This window comes from Saccharothrix sp. NRRL B-16348 (genome assembly GCF_001280085.1).
Lineage (GTDB): Bacteria > Actinomycetota > Actinomycetes > Mycobacteriales > Pseudonocardiaceae > Actinosynnema.
This window is the reverse complement of the sequence record NZ_LGED01000136.1, coordinates 113,850-132,657: the sequence shown is the minus strand read 5'-3', so window position 1 is coordinate 132,657 and position 18,808 is coordinate 113,850. Positions and strand designations below refer to the sequence as shown.

The 18,808-nt window shown below is 69.9% G+C and carries 21 protein-coding genes; 8 read left to right on the top strand and 13 right to left on the bottom strand.

Annotated features, from left to right (window positions below; all coding sequences use genetic code 11):
* The 4 genes from ADK67_RS15005 to ADK67_RS14990 all read left to right on the top strand — a co-directional run.
* A partial coding sequence (locus ADK67_RS15005; protein WP_157620395.1) for a tetratricopeptide repeat protein occupies window positions 1–1,029 on the top strand: 1,029 nt, incomplete at its 5' end.
* A gap of 317 nt (window positions 1,030–1,346) precedes the next feature.
* On the top strand, window positions 1,347–2,141 hold the full coding sequence (locus ADK67_RS15000; protein WP_053717047.1) for a YfbU family protein: 795 nt from the start codon (window positions 1,347–1,349) through the stop codon (window positions 2,139–2,141).
* The gene (locus ADK67_RS14995) at window positions 2,138–3,109 is read left to right on the top strand and encodes a tyrosine-type recombinase/integrase (RefSeq protein WP_053717046.1); all 972 of its coding nucleotides are present in this window, start codon (window positions 2,138–2,140) and stop codon (window positions 3,107–3,109) included. The genes ADK67_RS15000 and ADK67_RS14995 overlap by 4 nt, the downstream gene beginning before the upstream one ends.
* 719 nt (window positions 3,110–3,828) lie before the next feature.
* The gene (locus ADK67_RS14990) at window positions 3,829–4,461 is read left to right on the top strand and encodes a toll/interleukin-1 receptor domain-containing protein (RefSeq protein ID WP_082403491.1); all 633 of its coding nucleotides are present in this window, start codon (window positions 3,829–3,831) and stop codon (window positions 4,459–4,461) included.
* A gap of 129 nt (window positions 4,462–4,590) precedes the next feature.
* Here the strand turns inward: ADK67_RS14990 and ADK67_RS14985 are convergent, their stop codons facing one another.
* The gene (locus ADK67_RS14985; protein WP_053717044.1) at window positions 4,591–4,920 is read right to left on the bottom strand and encodes a hypothetical protein; all 330 of its coding nucleotides are present in this window, start codon (window positions 4,918–4,920) and stop codon (window positions 4,591–4,593) included.
* Window positions 4,921–5,021: 101 nt separating this feature from the next.
* On the opposite strand from ADK67_RS14985, the gene ADK67_RS14980 reads away from it, so the two are divergent.
* Window positions 5,022–5,366, top strand: a complete 345-nt coding sequence (locus ADK67_RS14980) for a hypothetical protein (RefSeq protein ID WP_053717043.1) — start codon at window positions 5,022–5,024, stop codon at window positions 5,364–5,366.
* Between the two features lie 53 nt (window positions 5,367–5,419).
* On the opposite strand, the gene ADK67_RS14975 is transcribed toward ADK67_RS14980, so the two are convergent.
* Window positions 5,420–6,880, bottom strand: coding sequence for a replicative DNA helicase (locus ADK67_RS14975; RefSeq protein WP_197289459.1), 1,461 nt, complete (start codon window positions 6,878–6,880; stop codon window positions 5,420–5,422).
* A gap of 73 nt (window positions 6,881–6,953) precedes the next feature.
* On the opposite strand from ADK67_RS14975, the gene ADK67_RS14970 reads away from it, so the two are divergent.
* The gene (locus ADK67_RS14970; protein WP_053717041.1) at window positions 6,954–7,301 is read left to right on the top strand and encodes a hypothetical protein; all 348 of its coding nucleotides are present in this window, start codon (window positions 6,954–6,956) and stop codon (window positions 7,299–7,301) included.
* A 375-nt stretch (window positions 7,302–7,676) separates the two neighbouring features.
* Here ADK67_RS14970 and ADK67_RS14965 read toward each other — a convergent pair whose 3' ends face one another.
* From ADK67_RS14965 to ADK67_RS14935, 7 genes are all read right to left on the bottom strand, one after another.
* Window positions 7,677–9,284, bottom strand: a complete 1,608-nt coding sequence (locus tag ADK67_RS14965; RefSeq protein ID WP_053717040.1) for a relaxase/mobilization nuclease domain-containing protein — start codon at window positions 9,282–9,284, stop codon at window positions 7,677–7,679.
* 7 nt (window positions 9,285–9,291) lie between these two features.
* On the bottom strand, window positions 9,292–9,846 hold the full coding sequence (locus ADK67_RS14960; protein ID WP_053717039.1) for a MobC family plasmid mobilization relaxosome protein: 555 nt from the start codon (window positions 9,844–9,846) through the stop codon (window positions 9,292–9,294).
* A gap of 149 nt (window positions 9,847–9,995) precedes the next feature.
* Window positions 9,996–11,123 carry a hypothetical protein gene (locus ADK67_RS50905; protein ID WP_053717038.1) on the bottom strand — a complete coding sequence of 376 codons (1,128 nt, stop codon included), beginning with the start codon at window positions 11,121–11,123 and terminating at the stop codon, window positions 9,996–9,998.
* Window positions 11,120–11,689 (bottom strand): RNA polymerase sigma factor, encoded by a 570-nt coding sequence (locus ADK67_RS14950; RefSeq protein ID WP_082403487.1) that lies wholly within the window; start codon window positions 11,687–11,689, stop codon window positions 11,120–11,122. Before ADK67_RS14950 ends, ADK67_RS50905 begins: the two co-directional genes overlap by 4 nt.
* Window positions 11,686–11,919 (bottom strand): hypothetical protein, encoded by a 234-nt coding sequence (locus ADK67_RS14945; RefSeq protein ID WP_053717037.1) that lies wholly within the window; start codon window positions 11,917–11,919, stop codon window positions 11,686–11,688. Before ADK67_RS14945 ends, ADK67_RS14950 begins: the two co-directional genes overlap by 4 nt.
* 233 nt (window positions 11,920–12,152) lie before the next feature.
* Window positions 12,153–12,824 carry a hypothetical protein gene (locus ADK67_RS14940; RefSeq protein WP_157620393.1) on the bottom strand — a complete coding sequence of 224 codons (672 nt, stop codon included), beginning with the start codon at window positions 12,822–12,824 and terminating at the stop codon, window positions 12,153–12,155.
* 8 nt (window positions 12,825–12,832) lie between these two features.
* Entirely contained in the window at window positions 12,833–13,057 is a 225-nt protein-coding gene (locus ADK67_RS14935) for a hypothetical protein (protein ID WP_053717035.1), read from the bottom strand.
* Between the two features lie 715 nt (window positions 13,058–13,772).
* Here ADK67_RS14935 and ADK67_RS55355 point away from each other — a divergent pair.
* Window positions 13,773–14,135: a helix-turn-helix transcriptional regulator gene (locus ADK67_RS55355; protein ID WP_082403486.1), complete on the top strand. Its 363-nt coding sequence runs from the start codon at window positions 13,773–13,775 to the stop codon at window positions 14,133–14,135.
* Window positions 14,135–15,013 (top strand): RNA polymerase sigma factor, encoded by an 879-nt coding sequence (locus ADK67_RS48985; protein ID WP_157620389.1) that lies wholly within the window; start codon window positions 14,135–14,137, stop codon window positions 15,011–15,013. The genes ADK67_RS55355 and ADK67_RS48985 overlap by 1 nt, the downstream gene beginning before the upstream one ends.
* 140 nt (window positions 15,014–15,153) lie before the next feature.
* Here the strand turns inward: ADK67_RS48985 and ADK67_RS14930 are convergent, their stop codons facing one another.
* From ADK67_RS14930 to ADK67_RS14915, 4 genes are all read right to left on the bottom strand, one after another.
* Window positions 15,154–15,771: a hypothetical protein gene (locus ADK67_RS14930; RefSeq protein WP_157620387.1), complete on the bottom strand. Its 618-nt coding sequence runs from the start codon at window positions 15,769–15,771 to the stop codon at window positions 15,154–15,156.
* 109 nt (window positions 15,772–15,880) lie between these two features.
* A complete protein-coding gene (locus tag ADK67_RS50895; protein WP_157620385.1) occupies window positions 15,881–16,243 on the bottom strand; it encodes a hypothetical protein in 363 nt (120 codons plus the stop codon).
* A gap of 919 nt (window positions 16,244–17,162) precedes the next feature.
* Window positions 17,163–17,369, bottom strand: a complete 207-nt coding sequence (locus ADK67_RS50890; protein WP_157620383.1) for a hypothetical protein — start codon at window positions 17,367–17,369, stop codon at window positions 17,163–17,165.
* 49 nt (window positions 17,370–17,418) lie between these two features.
* The gene (locus ADK67_RS14915) at window positions 17,419–18,414 is read right to left on the bottom strand and encodes a helix-turn-helix domain-containing protein (protein ID WP_053717031.1); all 996 of its coding nucleotides are present in this window, start codon (window positions 18,412–18,414) and stop codon (window positions 17,419–17,421) included.
* Window positions 18,415–18,808 lie beyond the last annotated feature (394 nt).

Below are 18,808 nucleotides of genomic sequence, written 5' to 3'. Positions count from 1 at the left end.
ACCCTGCCCGAGCACGTGCGGGAAGCGGCCCTGACCCGGGTGGCGGACTTCCACCTGCACACCGCCCACGCCGCCGCCCGCCTCCTGGAACCCCACCGCGCGCTCGTGCGGCCCGAGCCGCCCGCGCCCGGCGTGCACCCGCACCCGCTGCCCGACACCGCCGCGGCGCTGGCCTGGCTGGCCGCCGAATACGCCACCCTGCTGGCCACCCAACGCACCGCCGCCACCCTCGGCCACCACCACACCGTCTGGCACCTGGCCTGGAACCTGCACCCCTTCCACCACCGGCGGGGACACCTGCACGACGAGGTCACCACGTGGCAGGCCGCGCTGGACGCCGCCGACCACCTGCCCGACCCCACCACCCGCAGCCGCAGCCACCGGTTCCTCGGCCGTGCCTGCTCCCGGCTGGGCCTGGACGAACAGGCCACCACCCACCTGGAGCAGGCCATGGACCTGGCCGTGCGCCACCACGACGCCACCGAACAGGCCCACACCCACCGGGTGCTCGCGTACGTCTGGGAACAGCGGGGAGACGACCGGCAGGCCCTGGAGCACGCCCAAGACGCCGCCGACCTGTTTCGCGCCCTCGACCGGCCGGTGTGGGAAGCCGACGCGCTCAACCTGGTGGGCTGGTACGCCGCGCGGCTGGGCCAGTTCGACACCGCCCGCACCCACTGCCAGGCCGCCCTCACTCTGCACCGACACCACCACAACCTCGACGGCGAGGCGACCACCCTGGACAGCCTGGGCTACATCGCCCACCACACCGGCGACCACCACCAGGCCCTCGACCACTACCACCACGCCCTCACCCTGCGCCGCGACCTCGGCCACGCCTACCTGGTCGCGGACAACCTCGACCGCCTGGGCCATCCCCACGCCGCCCTCGGCCAGCACGAGCAGGCCCGCACCGTGTGGCGGGAGGCGCTGGAGCTGTACCGCGACCAAGGCCGCGACGTCGACGCCGAGCGCGTCCAACGCCAACTCGACGACCTCGACCACACCGGCGACGCTGATAGGCAGTGACGCCTACCCGCTGACACCTGGTGACGGGTTCTCAGGTCAGCGAACTGACGCCTCACAGTCGAGTCGCTCGCGCTACCGTCCGCCCACCGCCGGACCCAGCTTCTGATACCTGTGAGTATCAGAAGTAGGGCTGTTGATAACTTCCGATACTGCGGGAGTTGTCGATCTGTAGCGGCAGTAATTTACTTCCGATATTTCGACTGCTGTAGGCCGATGGCAAACCGGGTGGCTATCGGTGATGCTGATGTACGTTTGCACTACCGTGCTACGGTTGTATTTACGTAATGCGTTCGTACGACGGTAATACGGAGGTCGGTATGCCCACGGTGACACTGAGGTTGGACGACGAGACGCGCGACGAACTGGAACGAGTCGCTCAAGGACGTGGGCTGAACGTGAGCACCCTGCTCCGGACGGCGATCGACGAACTCCTCGGTCGAGACGTCGACGTGCCGCGCGTCGACACCCCCCGGACGTTGGGCATGGTCGAGCGGCAGAGTCTGGCATTGCAGCACGAAGTCCTGCGGTTGCTCAGCGACGACCAGCACGACAGGGACTACCACGAACAGCGGGCCCGGGTGCTCAGGCACGGTTTCACCACCGAGTACCACGGCGAGTTCACCGCGGTCCACTCCGAGCTGCCCCCGGCCGAGGGCGAGCTGGTCATGAAGATCCTGGACATGTTCACCGCGCTGGAGGCGGCGCTGGACAGGCTGGACGGCGAGTCCGTCGCCGAGATGGGCATCGACGCCGACCTGCTCCGGTTCAGCGGGTTCGACTTCAACGACCCCCGGGAGGCGCGCATGGCCGACCTCGCCCAGTACCTGATCGACGACGGACGCTGGACCTCCCTGGCCCACCACTTCGACAACAGGCACCCCGAGCACGCGCAGGGCAACTCCCATATGCCGGTACTCGACTTCTACCAGCGCCTACTGGCCTCCTTCCAGGCGGTCGTCGCCGAGCGGAAGAAGAAGTCCGGCCGCAGCGCCTTCGACACCTATCGTCTGGATCTCGGTGATCTGCGGAAGGTGATCGCCGGGACGCACGACCCGGACACGCGTTCGACGCTGACGACGCCTCGGACCGGCGGCGGCGAAGGCCAGGCGTGAACTCCGAGGCGCCGCCGACACCGCCCCGGCGTCCCGGCGCGTTGCCCACGCCGGTGCCACCGCAATTCGCCGAGGCGTTCGCCGGCTACGAGCGCAAGCTCACCGCGCCGGGCGGGCCACTGGACGGTGACACCGTGCGGGCCTACCTCTCCCGGGTCCGGCAGTTCCTGGCGTGGCTGGACCAGGCAGTGGAAGTCGACGACGTCAAGGGTGACCCGCTGACCGACCCGCACGTCCGCGACAGCGCGGCGCGCGACTACCGCCGCCACCTGCTCACCGCGCGCGGCCGCAAGCTGTCCACGGTCAACGCGCACCTGACCGGCATCGACGACTTCTACCGCCACCTCGGACTCGGGCCCGCCGCCGCCAAGCGCCAGGAGGTGCCCAAGGCCGCGCCCCGCGCCCTGACCGACAAGGCCCGCACCCGGTGGCTGCGCGCCGCACAGCGCGCGAACCCGCGCGGCAAGGCGTTGGCCTACATCGGCTACTACGCCGGTGTCCGGGGCGGCGAGGCGGTCGCACTGGACCTGGCCGACGTCCGGATCTCCGCCCGCAAAGGCGTGCTGGTCGTGCGCTACGGCAAGGGCGGCCGCTACCGCGAGGTGCCGCTGCACCCGCAGCTGCGCACCGCCCTGGACGAGTGGATCGCCGAACGCGCCACCTGGCCCGGCGCGGCCGACAACCCAGCGCTGTTCCTCAACCGCCGCGGCGGCCGGCTCAGCACCCGCGGCGCCTACGACGAACTGCGCGCCATCGCCGACGACGCGGGCCTGGAGGTCGGACGCGACGCCGAGTTCACCCCGCACGTGCTCCGGCACACCGCTGGCACCAACCTCATCCGCGACGGCCAGGACGTCGTCCTCGTCGCCGAGATCCTCGGCCAGTCGCTGGAGACCACCCGCCGCTACAGCCTGCCCACCGACGCCGACAAGCAGGCCGCCATCGAACGCCTGGCCGTCGACGAGTAGAGCGTGACGTCGCCAGTCGACAACTCGATGCACGGCACCGTTGCCGAACCTCCTCGGCCTCGGGCTTCCCGGACCTCGTCTCCACTGGCGTTAAGGGCCGAGAAATACCTAAAAAGAGTTGGGTACCCCTGCGGATCGGGCTGTTTATGTGAGTGACACTGCCGGTGTTCTCGTCATAACGCCGCCGCCTTTCGTAGCACGACGGCGCGGACACCGGGGCTGCCCGGCCTCGGCGGTCCCGGTGGCGGGCACCCCTGCTGAACAGGGGGTTCTTCACCCACTCGGGTGGTAGCCGCTTCGCGGGCCACCGCAGGCAAGGCGATAAGGATCATCCGTGTCGCGCGCATGTATGACAGTTGCGTGCGCACCCGATCAAGCGTTGTGGCAGACCCTTCGGTGAAGGTACTGTGAACGCGAAAAGGCCCCTCCGGGTCACGTTTCCTGCGGCTGCAACCGTGGGGAACGTGGGAGGGGCCTCGTGGTAGCCGACTGACCGGATACCGGTACAACGCAATCCGGAGTGTAGACAGCGGGCGCGGGTGGTGACCACCCTCGTCCGCCTGTCGGGTCAGTCGGACGGCGACCCATGCCACCTGCGTCGATGCGCTGGAGGCAGTCGTCGGCGCAGCGCGTGCGGTGCGGCGCCGGACTCCGGTCCGTGCTTCCCGCACGCGCTGTGACCACACCTTTTGTCGAACGACGTCAAAGGAGTGTCCGTCATGGCCAGCTTCAACCGGAGCCGGTTCAACGCGCAGATCTCCAAGCTGCGCACCGCACAGCGCCGGCTCGAAAGCGCCGCCCGCGACCTGGACCGCCTGGGCCGCCGGGCCCGCAGCGCTTCCAGGAGCCTGCCCTCCACCACGCAGCGGTTCACCGTCGTCGAGCAGGAGCTGCTCGACCGGACCTTCACCGCGGTGCAGGAGGACCCGACTCCCCGCGAGTACGACCTGTTCCTGTGCCACGCCTGGCCCGACCGTCGCGGCGCGGCCGCCGAACTGGACGCCGCATTGCGCGAGCAGGGCCTGGAGGTCTGGTTCAGCGAGCGGGAGGTGCGCCTGGGCGAGAGCCTGGCCCGGCAGCTCGACACCGGGCTGAAGACCAGCCACGTCGGCCTGGTCCTGGTCACGCCCGCGTTCCTTCAGGCCACCGGCGGCTGGGCCGAGCGGGAGATGTACGCCCTGCTCAGCGGGGAGCGCGTCATCCCGGTGCTGCACGGGGTGACCTTCGAGGAGCTGAAGGCCCGCAGCCGGTTGCTGGCCGACGTGGTCGGCCTGAGCACCTCGGAGGACCTCGGCTTCGCCGAGATCGCCGAGGCCATCGCCGACGAGGTCCTGCCCGCCGAAGCGGCCTGAGCCCGCACGTACGGCGCGGGTCTCGGTCACGGCCGGGGTCCGCGCCGCAGGCGTCCGGTTCGCCGGCAACAGCGGTAGCGACCGGCGTGCGGTCTTGACCGGAGCGCTGCCGCGCAGCCCGGTGATCAGCTACTCGGCGGAGCGGGCCGCGGCGCACCTGCCAGAAAGGACGCGACGAACACCTCGCACGTGCGCGGACCACCGCCAGCTGACACCGCCCGGGTCGTCGGTCGGTGTGTCGGCCAGCGCGTGCACGGCACCGTTGGGTCCACAGGGCCGCGTGACCGCAAGCGCCTCGTAGACCTGGGTGGCCCGGGTGCTCCGCCCGAACAGCGGCAGTCGTTGACCGGAATCATCGAACAGCGTGCGTGCGTCGGCGCCGCGCTGCGCCACCACCCTGATGTACTCGATCTTGTCGTCGTAGGCGGCGACCTCGTATGCGTCCAGCTTGGGGTTCACGACGGACCCGTCCTTCTCCGGTAACTCCGGTCGTTCAAATGAACGCGAAGAGTAGCCGAGGGGTGCAGGGACAGCCGCCGCCAGCCGCTACCTTCTTCCCCGTGACCGAGGACAAAAGCAGCATCGCCAAGGCTGACGAGACCACCACCGCCGGAACCGACGCCACGCATCGGGCACGCGGCGAGCAGTTCTTCCAAACCGCGGTCGAGCACCTGCGGTCCGCCGACGACACGCCTACCGATCCCACCGAGACCACGCACATCGGATGGGCGCAGGTGTCGTTGCTGCGTGCGATCTACCACGAGCTGCGCCACGGCAACGACCTCACTGAGCAGAACACCACGGCGCTCAAAGAGCACACCGCAGCGCTTGACGAGCACGCCGACGGCATGGACGGGCTGCGTAAGGCCATGTACTTCGAAGGGGACGCGCACAGCCGCAAGTAGAACGCCGGCCCGGTGCGGGGCGCGTAGCTCGGACGAGCGATTCGCCACCGACGTCAGCGCTGCGCCAGGTCCGCGAACCGGCCGAAGTGCAACTGGTGGGCGACCGTCAGCGTGGTGGTGGCGCCGTTGTTGTTCTTGGCCACGATGAGGTCGGCTTCCCCCGCACGGATGGAGTCCCGTTCCCAGGCGTCCGGGCGGTCGATGAGCACGACCAGGTCTGCCACGTGAGCGATCGTGCCGGAGTCGCGAAGGTCGGCAAGGCTCGGCCGGGGCGGGATGGGTTGGCGGGGACCGGGGTTGGTGGACAGTTGCGCGGTGACCACGACGGCGGTGCCGGTCGCCAAGGCGAAGCGCTTGAGTCGACGGGTGATCTCGGCGACCTCGCGTTCCCGGTTCTCGTAGCGGGGTTCGCGGCGCGCGGTGAGCATGTGCAGCGAGTCGATCACCACCAACCGGGCACCCTGCTGCCACACCAGGTCCTGCGCCGTGAACAGCACCGACCTGACGTCGGGGTTCGTCACGGGGGTGACCATCAGCGGCTTCTCGGCGATGTCGGACGCCTTGCGCGCCAGCCTGGTCCAGTCCGCGTCGTTCATCCGCCCCGAACGCAGGTCGGCCAGCCGGATACGGGCCTCCGCGCTGATCACCCGGTGGGTGACCGATCGGGTGGTGTCGGTCAACGTCAGGAACGCGGCCCCGATCCCCTTGCGCAGCGCGGCGAATCGGGCGAAGTCCAGTGCCAGCGTCGTGCTGCCGATCCCCGGAGCCGAGCCGATGACGGTCAGCGAACCACCGGGCAGTCCATCGGTGAGTTCGTCGAGGTCGAAGAAGCCGGTAGGGATGCCGGAGAGGTCCTCTGGCGAGGTCCTGGCGTCCAGATCCGCCATCAGCGCTTGCAACATGTCGACCATGTCCGCGCTGTACTCCCGGTCATGGCCGCGGACCGCAGAGGCCAACTCGGCACTCGTGCTGCCGATCACCTCGTCCGCAGCGACCTCGTTCCGGTCGGCCACCCGCGCCAGCTCACCGATGCGGGCACCGGCCCGAACCAGTCGGCGCAACAACGCCTTCTTCCTCACGACCTCGGCGCACGAGGGTGCGTTGGCGGTCTTCGTCACCCTCGACGGCAGTGCGCGTACGTACTCCTCGCCGCCGGCCTGTTCCAACAGCTTCTTGTCCCGAAGCAGCTCGACCACCGCGGTCGGACCGCCAGGCTCGCCGGTGCCGTACAGCTGGAGGACCGCGTCGTAGACGATCGCGTGACCGGGCTCGTGGAAGTCGTCCGGGGCCACGAGCTCCACCACGTCGATGATCGCGTCGGTGCTGGTCATCACGGCGCCGAGAACCGCCCGTTCCGCTTCCGGATCGTTTGGCAGGTCGTACCCGCCCGGCGCCGCCGTCGGAACGGTCACCTCATCCGCAGCGGACACCGACTCCAGGACGGGAGAATCAGGCATCGCGCTGTTATAGCCGATCTTCGCCGCTTCGATGCGCGGCCCACCGGTCGGCGCCACACATTCGCCCGATCGCCGGCTCCGTCGGCACGGCGCGGTTCGCTGGGCGGACGACGGCGGTAGCCTGACCGACATGGCAGAGCCGGAGAGCCTGGAGGCCCGCGTGGCCGCGCTGGAGAGCCAGGTCGAGGAGCTGACCAACACCCTGCGCGCCACCGCCCAAGACGCTGCCGCCGCTCGTGTGTTGGCCGGTGGTGCCGACCGCGACGTCGCGCAGTTCCGCTCCGAGATCCGCGACTTCCGCACGGCCACCACGTCCAGCTTCAACGCGTTGCGCGAGGACTTCGGTGACCTGCGCGGCAAGGTCGACTCCGGGTTCACCGAGATGCGCGGCAAGCTCGACGGCGTCGCCGCCGGCCAGCAGACGGTCGTGGACCTGTTGACCAGGCTGACCGGGCCGGACACCGACCAGCCCGGCTGATCGACACCGCTCCACGCCCACTTCCGTCGGGGGATCCGATACGGGTGCCGACGGGGGATCATCTTGGGGTACCTGTTAGAGCTGATTCCCCTGTTCGGCTCGAACCTCCTGGTCAGGGCACGCGGTAAGGGATCCGCTGGTATCCCAGACTCACAGGCGCGATTCGCGAACTCCACATCGGTGCGCGCCTGTGCGTTCGGCACCGCTGCCAGTGGTTGTGCCAGTCGCCTCCACCGGCGCGGTCGGCGGAACGGCCAGCCGGCCCCGGCATCGTCGTGGCCATGTCGAAGAACCTGTTGGTCCTGATCGAGAACGTCCTTGCCAGCACCGGCCGCACGGTCCGCGCGGTGGTGCTGATCGTGACCGTCGGGCTGGTCACCGGGCCGGTCCGGTGCGACGACGCGGGTCGACACCCGGTACCGGACGTCCGGCGAGCCGGGCCCGCGATGCGGCGAGCCGCCGGTCGACGTCGTCGACCTGCTGCGCCGTCGGGTCCTTCCGCACAGCCGTCGAGCCGGCCTGTGCGGTGGTGCTGCGGTGTTGGTACGGGCGCAGGTGGTCGGCGGCCGCGCGCAGGTACGCGCCGGGTTCACCGCGCGGCGGCCGTAGTTTCCCGGTCCCGGTGACGCGGTCGGACAGGGCGATGACCAGCACCGCGAGCGCTGCCAGGACCAGCAGGGCGAAGGCAAGTTCGGCATCACCGGTCCGCGCCAGCCGCACCGCGATCTTGGCCAGGACCGGCAGCAGCAGCCGGGGTCGAGGCGGGCGGCGCACCGGTTCCGGGTGCCACAGCCGGGTCGCGGCGGCGAGGTCGTCGGCCGCGCGGCGCACCGCGTCGGCCACCCGCCGCTGGTGTTCGTCGGCCGTGTCGGCGGGCCAGCGCAGCGCGAGCACCGCGGCGAACTGCGCGGCCTGCTCCACCGCCACGTGCCGGTGGACCGGATCGTCCAGGTCGAGGCGGTCCAGCAACCCGGCCGCCGTGGTCACGTGCACCGTGGCCCTCGCCCACCACGCGTCCCCGCCGCGTGTCGGCCTGGTCGAGCCCGGTGCCCACGCCGTCGGGGCGGCGACGTCGACGGCCACCGGTCGATCGGGTACCGCGTCGTCGCCGAGGACGCCGCGAGTGGTTCGCCACCGGTCGGCCAGCTTCGGCAGCGTGAGGTCGCGGGCCAACTGCCCTCCGCCCAGCTGCAGGGCCGGGCCGCCGTCGAGCACCTGGTCCTCGTCCAGGGCGACCCGGTAGCCGGTCACCCGCTCCGCTCCGCCGTCGCCGCCGGTCACCGGCGTCACCCGCACCCCGGCCCTCGCGAGGACGTCGACGAACTCGCCCGGCCCGGTCGACCCGGCGGCCGCGGCCCGCACCCGCCGTTCCAGCGTGCGCCGTTGCGGCTCGACACCGGTGCGGTCGGCGCGTTCGTGTTCGGCGCGGGTCAGCTCACGGGCGCCGGTGCCGGTCGCGCCGGTGCGCACCAGGCCCAGCCGCTGCTCGACCTCCTGCGCCCACGCGCGGGACTTGACCTTGCTGTGCGACAGCCGCGCGACCTTGCCGTCCTCATCGACCAGCTGCACCACCAGGTGCACGTGGTCGTTGCCCGCCTTCGAGGTGCCGTGGTGCACAGCGATCCACCGACACCGCTCCAACCCCAACCGGGCCACGAACTCCTCCGCGAGCTCACGCCACCGCTGGTCGCCGAGCAGGCCGTCGTCGCGGTGCGCGGAGATCGGCACGTGCAGCACGTGCCCAGCCGCCACCGTCTTGTGCCGCAGACGGCGCGGCGCGTCGAGCTGCGTGATGATCTCCCGCAACGCGGTCTCGCGATCCGCGCCCTGGTCGTTGGGTCGGGCGACGTCGGGGTGCAGCAGGTCATCGTCCCACGCCGCCACGATGTGCGGGTCGGTGTGCACCGTGCGGCCGCCGACGGCGAACAGGTACCGCACCGTGTCGCGCAGGTTGGAGTGGCGCGGCAGCAGTTTCGGCAGCATCGCCGGCTCATCGCGGGCCGCGCCGGTGCACGACCCGGTCGGGGTCGAGCCGGTCCAGCCAGTTCTCGACCCGCGCAAGCACGTGCGCCAGGTACTCGACCGCGGCCGTGAGCTGCGCCGCGCTGACCTGGTCACCGGCGTTGGCGGCGCGGGCGAGCTGGTTGAGGTTGGTGCCGATCCCCGACAGCGTCCGGCGCAGCGGCACCAGATCCGCCGCCAGGGCGACCGCGTCCTGCCGACTCATCGGCGGCCGCAACCGCCGCAGCGCGCGGGCGGTCGGCTCGAAGAACCTCGCGGTGATGTGCGCGAACGCCGCCGGAGCCAACCCGTAGGCGGCGGCGCGGCCGGTGACCTCGGCCAGCTCCCCTGGGGTGAACCGCAGCAGCAGTTGCCGTCGACGCCCACCCGCGACGGGCGCCAGGTGCCCTCCGTGGCCGATCAAGTTCCGCAGCGACACCGGGTCGTCCTCGGCCGCCGTGTCCGGTGGCGGGCCGGCGGCGTCGGGATCGTCGCCCGGCCAGTCGCTGGCCGGGCGTGCCTGGTCGTCCTCGTTGTGGCGCATCAGGTCCCCCCGGACCGTCGGGGCGTTCGACGCAATCCCCCGACGCGCCGCGCCCCACGCCGCGACCCTACGCTCGCGCCAGGCCGTGCCGCCTGCGTGCACGAGCGGTGACCAGGCGGTTTCGGCACCACACGGACTTCTACGGCCCGTCAGGTCGTCGGAACGAACTCATCGACGCTGAGCCCGCCGCCGCGGATCTCCCACAAGTCGAGTGCGACTGGCACCGAGGCTCGGCGGACCCACTCCGCCCAGTCGGACGGCCACCGCGTCGCGCTCGACCAGCGCACCCCCTCCAAAGAGATACCGCGCAAATCAGCTCCGTCCAGATCCGCGCCCACCACGTCCGAAATCGCCTTCTCCATGATTTCGACTGCGGCGATCAACTCATGCTCGACTTCTTCATCACCGCCACGGTCCCGCACCAGTGCCGCAATGAAGGCATACAGGACAACACGACCGGAAGGCCTGTCCCGGGCGTCGTCGCGGGCGTGGTCGAGGACGCGGGCGCGGTCGAGAGCGCGGTCGAGAGCGCGGTCGAGGTCGAGAGCGTGGTCGAGAGCGCGGGCGCGGTCGAGAGCGCGGTCGAGCTCGCGGGCGCGGGCGAGCTCGAGGGCGAGCTCGCAGGCGCGGTCGAGGTCGTGGTCGAGGTCGCGGGCGAGGTCGAGAGCGCGGTCGAGAGCGCGGGCGTGGTCGAGGGCGTGGTCGTGGTCGAGAGCGCGGGCGTGGTCGAGAGCGCGGGCGAGGTCGCGGGCGAGGTCGCGGGCGCGGTCGCGGGCGCGGTCGAGGGCGCGGGCGGGGTCGCGGGCGCGGTCGCGGGCGAGGGCGAGGTCGCGTGCGAGGGCGAGGTCGCGGGCGAGGGCGCGGGCGCGGCTACGCAAGTCTTCGCGGGTCCGGTGGCCCAGCGATGCGAGTGCGTAGATGGCGTCGAGCTGCGTGCGGGGCAGCCAGGTGCGGACGCGCAGTCGCTGGTGTGCGGGCTGGGCGATCAGCTCGTCGGCGAAGCGGCGCAGCGCAGAAGCCGAAGAGCCTTCCTCCGAGGCCGACTGGTCCCCGAGGGGAGGTGTGGTGGGGCGGGTGGACAGGATCGCGGCCAGGCCGGCGTCCAGGTCCAACGCGGAGTCCAGGTCCCGGTCAAGGGCGTCGGTCCGTCCCGGCAGGGTCGCGTCGGCCACGCCGGCATCGAAGTCCAGGATCCGGTCCAACGCGGAGTGCAGGGCCGCCAGGCCATCGGACAGCCGCTGGTCCAGGTCACCGTCATCGTGGATGTGCTCGGTCACCGGCCGTCCTCCTCTCGTGCGAGGTGCGTGCTCAGCGTTGTGCGGGCGTGGTGGAGGTTGGAGCGCACCGCCTCGGAGCTCAGCCCGAGCTGCTCGGCGATCTCCTTCGGGGTATGGCCGTAGAGGGTCCACGCCATCACCTGACGTTGCCGGGGCGGCAATCGCCTGACCAGCTCGACGATCTCGTGCTGCTGCTCCCACTTCTCGATATCGGTCACCGGGCGTCGCAGCAGCGGAGACGGTTCCGAGGGCTCGGCGGTCGGAGTCTCGCGCACCGTGGTCACCGCTCGGATCAACGCCCGTGACGCGGTCTTGAACACCCAGGCGCGGGGGTGCTCAACCTCCGACCACCGCCGGTAGATCGCGGCCATGGCGTCCTGTGCCAGATCAGCCGCCAACACCACGCTCGCACCTTGCAGTACCAGGAACCCCACCAACGGCTTGGTCCACGCCCGGTAGAACGCGGTGAACTCCGCGTCCCGCCCCGAAGGCTCCCCGGTCGTGTCGTACCGCGGGTCGGACTGCCCGACCCGCGGCGGAGACGAATGAGAATCCGCTTCACTCACCGACGCCTCCCTCGCGACGACGCCGCAGGCACCACGCGGAAACGCAGACGGCTGCCATCGTCCCTCAGGTCGTCGATCTCCACCTCACTACCGAGCGGAAGCCGCTCGGCCCACACTTGCAACGTCTCCTGGCGCCGACGATCACGCACCGCCTGCCACCGCAGACGCGCCACCAGGCCCGCCAACGCGACCACCGGCCCACCCAGCACCCACACCACCAACTCCCACACCACAGTCCTCCGCCCTGGCAGAACACCGGCCATCACCGGCGTCCCAGCTAAGAGCCCGGAACCACCCCCGGCGTGAAAACGATCAACCAAGTGTCACTCTGACGGAGTAACAGACAAGGTGAAAGGGCATACCAGGCCCCTGTCGCCAGTGCGCACGGCCGGGGATCCGGCGCTCCGTCGCCGGCTAGCGCAGCTAGCCGGCGACACATCTTGCCACCAGGCGGCGGGATTGATCATCTAACGGCGGCGTCGGCGGTGGCGGGCACCGCGTCGTTCGCCGCGACAGCGCCGGCCATGCGCTTGATCAGGTACAGCAGCCGGTCCGGGCTGCCCGCCGGCAGGGCCGGCACCAGGTCGCCCGTGACCGGGTCGAGTTGCCCGCGCCACCGCGTGATCCGGTCGTGCCGCCCGCCCCACCCGAAGGCCCCGTCGTCGACCGTGGCCCGCCGCGCCTGGATCGTGGCCAGCCGGTCGCGTTCCTCCTGCGGCACGTCCACCCACGTGCCGCCGACCCACTCGCCGGGGCGCGGTACCCCGCCCCACGACTCGTGCCAGGCGACCTCCCGCAGCCGCTCGTACACCTCGGCGGTGGCGGCGAGCAGCGATCGGCCGAGCAGCGCCTGGTGGATCACGGGCACCGCGTCCTCCTTGCCCACGGCATTCCCGGGGACGAACTTCGCGCGCGGTCCGACCAGGCGCACGGTCACGTCGAGCAGCCGGGCCCCGTCGACGTCGCAGGCCCGCAGCCGCACCGCGGTGACCTTGCTGGGCGATCCCGCCGGGGTCGGCGGCGGCTGCACCTCGTCACACCACAACACCGCCAACTCCGGCCACGACAGCACCTCGGCGGCCCACCGGCACCCGTTCTCCCGCTCGCCCGCCAGTGCCGCCTGCGTCGCCCTCATCCGCATGATCAGCAGGCACGCCGGGCACAGCCGCAGCGCCCGTCCTCGCCCTCGCCCTGCGGCGTGATCGGCGTGCGCTGAAGGTTCGCCCCGCAATCCGAGCACCGGCGCGACTTCGTCGACCGCGCCGCCGCGGCCGCCAACGCCGCGCCGCTCGCCTTGGTTGGCGGGCGAGTCCTCGCGTCGTAGAGGGCGACGTCGTCGGGCTTGCCCCGGTAGTCGAAGCCCTTCACCCACGCCGCTATCGGCTGACCGGTGACGTGCGCGGCAGGTCCAGCTCCACGACCTGGGTCTGGGTCATCAGGTACCACGGCACCCGTGCCCACGACGAGTACGAAGGCAACGAGTTCGCGGATTCCTGATGGTCGCTGTGGGCGAACCCACTGGTGATGGCGGATCCAGTCGAGGAGCGGGCGGCGGGTTCGTCGCCGGGCAACGGAGGTGGCGACACACAGCCAATGTGCGCAGTCAGGTTCGGATGGATCCTGCACACAGACACCAGGTGATCCCGCATCGAGGAGGGTGGGTCCGCCCTGTTGCTTGGGCTCGTTCAGCGCTTGCCCTGGGTGTTCAACCGAGTCGCGTCGCCGCCACCGATCGGTCGAACGAACGTCCTCCTACTGCGGAGGTGCGGACGTTGGGCGGACCGTCGGGAACGCACCGGTCGTCGGGGCTGACCGTCGCATGGTGGTTGTGTCCGACGTGGGCAGTGACCACGCGGGCGCCCAGCCACCGGTGTCAGCGGGGTCGGATCGCGGACGGTTTACGACTGATAGCCCTCGGCTGGCGGACCCGCTCCCAGTTGGCCGCGTCGCCTACACCCATGCGACTCGCATGATCATGATGTTGGTGATGCTCGGAACGTAGGCATCGACCCGTTCGCGGCGTGAGCGGTGTGCGTGGTCAAGCACACGTGACAGCCCATCTCTATACAGCTAGGATAAGGCTATGGATCGACTAAGGCGGGTGACAGACGCGACTCTCGACGTACTCGAAGTCCTCATCGGACCTGATGACGACCTCTACGGCCTGAAGATCTCCGAACTGGCCGAACGGAAGACAGGGGTTGTGTATCCGATCCTGAGCCGACTGGAGGAGGCGGGATGGGTAGAAAGCTTCTGGGAGCGTGCGGAGCCCAGTGATCGTGGCCCGCGTCGCCGCTTCTATCGTTTGAGTCCCGGCGCTCTGGCGGGGGCGAGGGATCTTCTGCTGGACCGACGGGGCGTGGTTCGGCAGCGTTCACAAGCGGGCGCATCCAACTCGGTGCCTACCCACGCGAGGCGGTATCGAACCGGCCTTGGGGGTGCGTGATGGCCGATTGGGCGGTTTTTCTACTCTTAGGGCTTCTTGTTCCGCTGATTGTCAACGAGATAGGCGAGGTGGCCGGATGGCTGGCCATTCGAGTGTTGACCTGGGGAGCACGGCGGTTGGGGTCGATACAGGCTGCCGAGCGGTACAGTGAAGAGTGGAGCGCAGATCTCGAGCGAATCCCCGGAAAGCTTACTAAGCTGGGATATGCGTTGAGCACGGTCGCGCTGAGTGTGCCGCAGTTGCGTCGGCAATTTCGGCGACAGCGTAAAAAGCGTGAGCGACTTGCTTCGCAGCATGGTGTGGCACGAGGTGGCGCAAACGGACTTCGACCCCGCAGCTGGGATGGACTTGTGGGGACGGCGCGGACCACGGCGTGCCTCATCGAGGCCAAATCAGGCAGTCGCTTGGCGTTGGACGCACTCGTGGCTGACCTGGTGCCGATCACCTGGCATGTTGCACGTGCCCAACATCTCAGTCGGGACACTGCTGAAGACGTCGTCCAATCGGTATGGTTGCGTCTTCTGCGTTCATGGGACGGCATTACCGATGCGCGCGAATTGGCTTCCTGGCTGATTACCAATACTCGCAAGGAAGCGCGGCATGCCCAGTCCGGCGATGCCGACGGGTCATCACGCATAGACGATCCATCAACAGGGGCGCTCGTTGGCGAAGATCTGGTCAGATGGTATGCGTTTCACAGTCTTCCCGTGCGCGATCAGGAAATCCTACGGTTGGAGCGTGTATTCGAGGCTGGGGACCTCCACGTCCTTGCCGCAGCGCTCGAACTTTCGTCCGACGGCTTTGCTTCGGCAAAGAAGGAGGCGTTGCAGGCATTGCGGGCCCTGATCGACCAAGTCGATCTCGATAAGGCTCCGTAACGCACGAAATAGCTTCGGATGCTATTTACAGGTAAGGTCATTCTCGACTCAGATAACAGCCAGCGTGCCTGACCGTCCTGTCGGCGCCCTTGACTCGGGCCGTGATGAATTCGACGTTGGCCTGCACTATCCGGTCACCGCTATATGTGCCTACCGGTACCTGCCTGTGCGAATAAGGGCGTACACCAACACGAGGCCACGTTATGCCTGCGTGGGTCGTTAATGAAGCGGTCGGGGTGAGCCGTGCGGACGTAGGTCATCGCGGTGGCCGGGGAGAGGCCGAACAGGCGCATGAGGTGGACTGGGTCGACGGTCTCGACGGCCTCGTCGAGGATCCGGTCGCGGCGGAGCTGGGTGGCGTTGAGGCCGGTCAGGTCCGCCACCCAGTCCATCGTGTAGTCGACCGGCGAGGCGTCGGGGTGCATGGCGCTGACCGCGCTGAGGACTAGGTGCGGGTTGCTGCTCATCGGCCAGCGTTCGTGGCGCTCGGCGAGCATGTTCTTGGCCAGCAGCAGTGTGTGTTCGTCGAGGTGCACGACCCGGACCGCGTCGCTTCGGCCGTCGCCGCTGGAACGGACCTGCAGACGGCCGGTGCTGCGGTCCAGATCGGCCAGCAGCAGCGTGCTGATCTGCTTGGGACGCAGGGCGCGCACGGCGATGAGGGCGAGCACGAACTTGTGGCGGGCGGTGGGCAGGGTGTCCAGCAACCCGGCCACCCGGTTGGCGGGGATCAGGCGAGGCAGCGAGTGGTTGGGCACGCGCCGCACCGCGCGGGCGGGGTCGCGGAAGATCCGCCGTTCCCGTTGAGCGCTTTGAACAGCGACCTGACCGCCGTGAGCGCTCCCGGCGTGGCGCGTGAGGCTGCGGTCACCTGCCGCGGGGTGATCTCCCCGCAGGGCCGGGACCTCGTGCCACTGCTCCAGCACGGGCGCGAGATAATTGGTAGGAGCGGATGGTCGCCCACGACACGGTCAGAGAGGGCCTGCGGCCCCGGCCGCGCAGCACCGCCGTCCAGGCGTCGAAGTCGCCGTGGAACTGGACGGGGACGCGTTGCCGTGCCCGAGCGACGGCGGCCGTGTCGGTGTCCGCGCGAGGCCTGGTCGCAGTGAGCATTCCCTTGTCCCGCAGGAATCCCAGCAGACGCAGCGAGCTGTTGGTGGGCCGCAGCGCGCCAGCGGCGCGCACGTCGGGCTCGCACAGCGGCGCGGCCGCGCCGAGGTGGGCCAGCACGAGCCGCAGCGTGCTCAGTGTGCTCTTGCAGGGGTCTCCTGCTCCACGACTGCGCCTGGGTCAGGGCGCGCAGCTCCTCCAGCAGGGCGCGCGCAGCCGGGGTCAGTACGAGCAGGTCGGGGTCGGCCAAGCAGCGCCGCGACCGCCGTCCAGTTCCACGACCGGCCCGGCCGTAACCACGGTCTCCGCCTTCCGGTCGGCCGACGCAGACCGGCCGGCCGGGCGACCCGCCCGGACGAGCGCTGGGAAGCGGGACGGCGAGGTCGCGGCGCGGTAGAAGCCCATCGGTCAAGGCTGACACTCCTCAACGATCAGCGGCTCGAAAACGCCCTACATCCCGCGAGCCAGGCATCCATCGGTTCTCAACACCCTGCGCCGGGGCGCGGTTCGCGACAGGGTTCTACAGGGCGACGAGTTCCGCAATCGCACCGGGGCGGGACCGGTAGAGCGCGACCGCCTCGGCCCGGACGGCGGGTAATGCTTCATCACCATCTGAACGGGACTCCTGTCCACCCGAATCGTCAGCATCCAAGTGTGTCTGGTGTCCAACATCCAGGGTCAAGTCCCAAGGACTCCTCGACTGGAGCCCTGGCTGTCGGGGTCGGCTAGCGGGTGGACTGGTGGAGTCCGACCAACGCGCCGTGACGAGCGACGGCGGCGCGGCCCTGACCACCTTCTTCGTCGGCGCATGCGTAGCGGTCTTTCCCGGCGTGTTCCGCACCTGGCAACGCGGCCACCGCAGATGGAGCGGAACGTCCCGGGTCGGCATCGACGACGTCGACGACGGCGATCTGCAACTGCGAGACCCCGCCGACCAGGTCGTCAGCCGCGAACGGGTCATCTCCGAACTCAAGCGGATGGACCCCGGGGTGCGCGAGGTCGCCGAGTCGATCGTGTCGGGTGCCGTCGGGCCGGACTGTCAGTCGCGGGTGTCTGACGGGTTTTCGATCAGGTTGTGGAAGGCGATCGCGGACAGGCCGGCGGCGGTGAGGCCGCCCAGGATGGCGGCGGGGATGTTGTCGCCGGCCAGCCAAGTGAGCAGTCCGGCGACGCCTCCGCACACCAGGGCCAGCAGGAGGATCAGCGCGAGTCGGAGGGTGAACAGCGGCGCATGGGGCGTGGACATGTGACCCGTCTCCGTCGTCGGGGTGGTGGTTGTGCGGGATGGGGCCCGCTCAAAGGCCGATGACCGGAGGCGCGGCCTTGCGGTCCACGCCGAACACGGCCTCGTCGTCCTCGAGGTAGCCGGGCTGTTGATTCGCGCTGGTGTCCGGGTTGAGCAGTTTGTGGTGCAGCAGCCAGCAGGAGGAGAGCATGACGGCGGTGAAGTAGGTCCAGCCGATGACCTCGACGGGGATGCCCAGCAGCCACATGCCCGCGCCGGTTCCGGCGCTGACCAGCAGCAGCAGGGTGCACAGCAGCAGTGTCTTGACCGGCACGGCGGCGGGTCCGTGCTGGTGGATGACGATCTGCGGCGTGGGTGTCGGGTGGTCCGCGGGAGCGGGATCTGCCGGAGGCGGGGGATCGGCGATCTCGACGGGGGGCGGCACGGCGGTCCGGACGGGGGTCGTCTGCGGCCGGCTGCGGGGTTTGACGTCCGGCTCGTACACGTCGGCGACCGGCGCGCTGGGTACCGGCGCGGAGACGGGGGCGACATGGTGTTCGGCGAGCCTGGCCCAGCCCTCCACCCACAGGTCCACATCGGCGGCGGAGATCCCGCACAGTCTGGTGAAGACCTCGACCTGTGTGCGGGTGGGCAACTGGTCGGGGTGCGACAGGATGGCGTGCGCGGTGCTGCGGGACATTCCCCGGATGCCGGCGTTGCCGATGTCGGCGTAGGACAGGCCGGCGGCGTCGCGCAGGTCGTCCATCGACTGGACGAACAGACGGATGCTGCCTGCCCGTTGGGCGGTGAGGGTGATCTGGGAGACGGGGTAGTCGCCGGGCTGCTTGCGGCGCGTCCGCCGGCCCGTCTTGACCACCCGAAGATGACGGCTCGCCGTCGGCCGGTCGGCGTTGGCCTGCTGCCAGAACTCTTTCCAGTAGGACATCCTGGACGCCGGCTCGCCGCAGCCCAGCAGGAACAGCCGCACGGACTGCCACGGCAGGTTGTGGATGTCCGCGGTGAGCTCGGGGAAGCTGCGGAAGTCGACGCTGATGCGTCGGGCCATGTCCCACCTCGACGGCCTGCCCGCTTCGTCCCACCGCTCGGTCAGCGCATGACGTAGGCGCTCCGTCACCGGTTTCTCGAGCGGACCGGTCTGCGGGGAAGTTCCATCGGGTAACGCTGAATCCTCGGACATCACGCACCTGCTCCCGTCGCCGTGGACTTGGTATGACAGCCCGGACACGTCAGGGTCGTCCGCAGCCGCGTCCTCGGTTGGCGCCGATGGAAGCGGCTCCCGCCCGGCGGGAGGAACGGATCACCCTGGCCAGTCCATGATTGCCCTAACCAGGGCGTGCTCCCAGTGTCGGAAACGTCCAGGACGTCCAACACCCCCACGAGTGAATGTGACCTGTGTCACGGATATTGCGGGTGCGGGTGCGGGTGAGCACGGGATTCCC

Excerpts from the sequence above, each read along its gene's own strand:
- ADK67_RS15000 (WP_053717047.1), top strand. The coding sequence starts at position 1,347 with ATGCCCACGGTGACACTGAGGTTGGACGACGAGACGCGCGACGAACTG.
- ADK67_RS14990 (WP_082403491.1), top strand. The coding sequence starts at position 3,829 with ATGGCCAGCTTCAACCGGAGCCGGTTCAACGCGCAGATCTCCAAGCTG.
- ADK67_RS14970 (WP_053717041.1), top strand. The coding sequence starts at position 6,954 with ATGGCAGAGCCGGAGAGCCTGGAGGCCCGCGTGGCCGCGCTGGAGAGC.
- ADK67_RS14965 (WP_053717040.1), bottom strand. The coding sequence starts at position 9,284 with ATGCTGCCGAAACTGCTGCCGCGCCACTCCAACCTGCGCGACACGGTG.
- ADK67_RS14960 (WP_053717039.1), bottom strand. The coding sequence starts at position 9,846 with ATGCGCCACAACGAGGACGACCAGGCACGCCCGGCCAGCGACTGGCCG.
- ADK67_RS14940 (WP_157620393.1), bottom strand. The coding sequence starts at position 12,824 with ATGAGGGCGACGCAGGCGGCACTGGCGGGCGAGCGGGAGAACGGGTGC.
- ADK67_RS55355 (WP_082403486.1), top strand. The coding sequence starts at position 13,773 with ATGGATCGACTAAGGCGGGTGACAGACGCGACTCTCGACGTACTCGAA.
- ADK67_RS48985 (WP_157620389.1), top strand. The coding sequence starts at position 14,135 with ATGGCCGATTGGGCGGTTTTTCTACTCTTAGGGCTTCTTGTTCCGCTG.
- ADK67_RS50890 (WP_157620383.1), bottom strand. The coding sequence starts at position 17,369 with ATGTCCACGCCCCATGCGCCGCTGTTCACCCTCCGACTCGCGCTGATC.
- ADK67_RS14915 (WP_053717031.1), bottom strand. The coding sequence starts at position 18,414 with ATGGCCCGACGCATCAGCGTCGACTTCCGCAGCTTCCCCGAGCTCACC.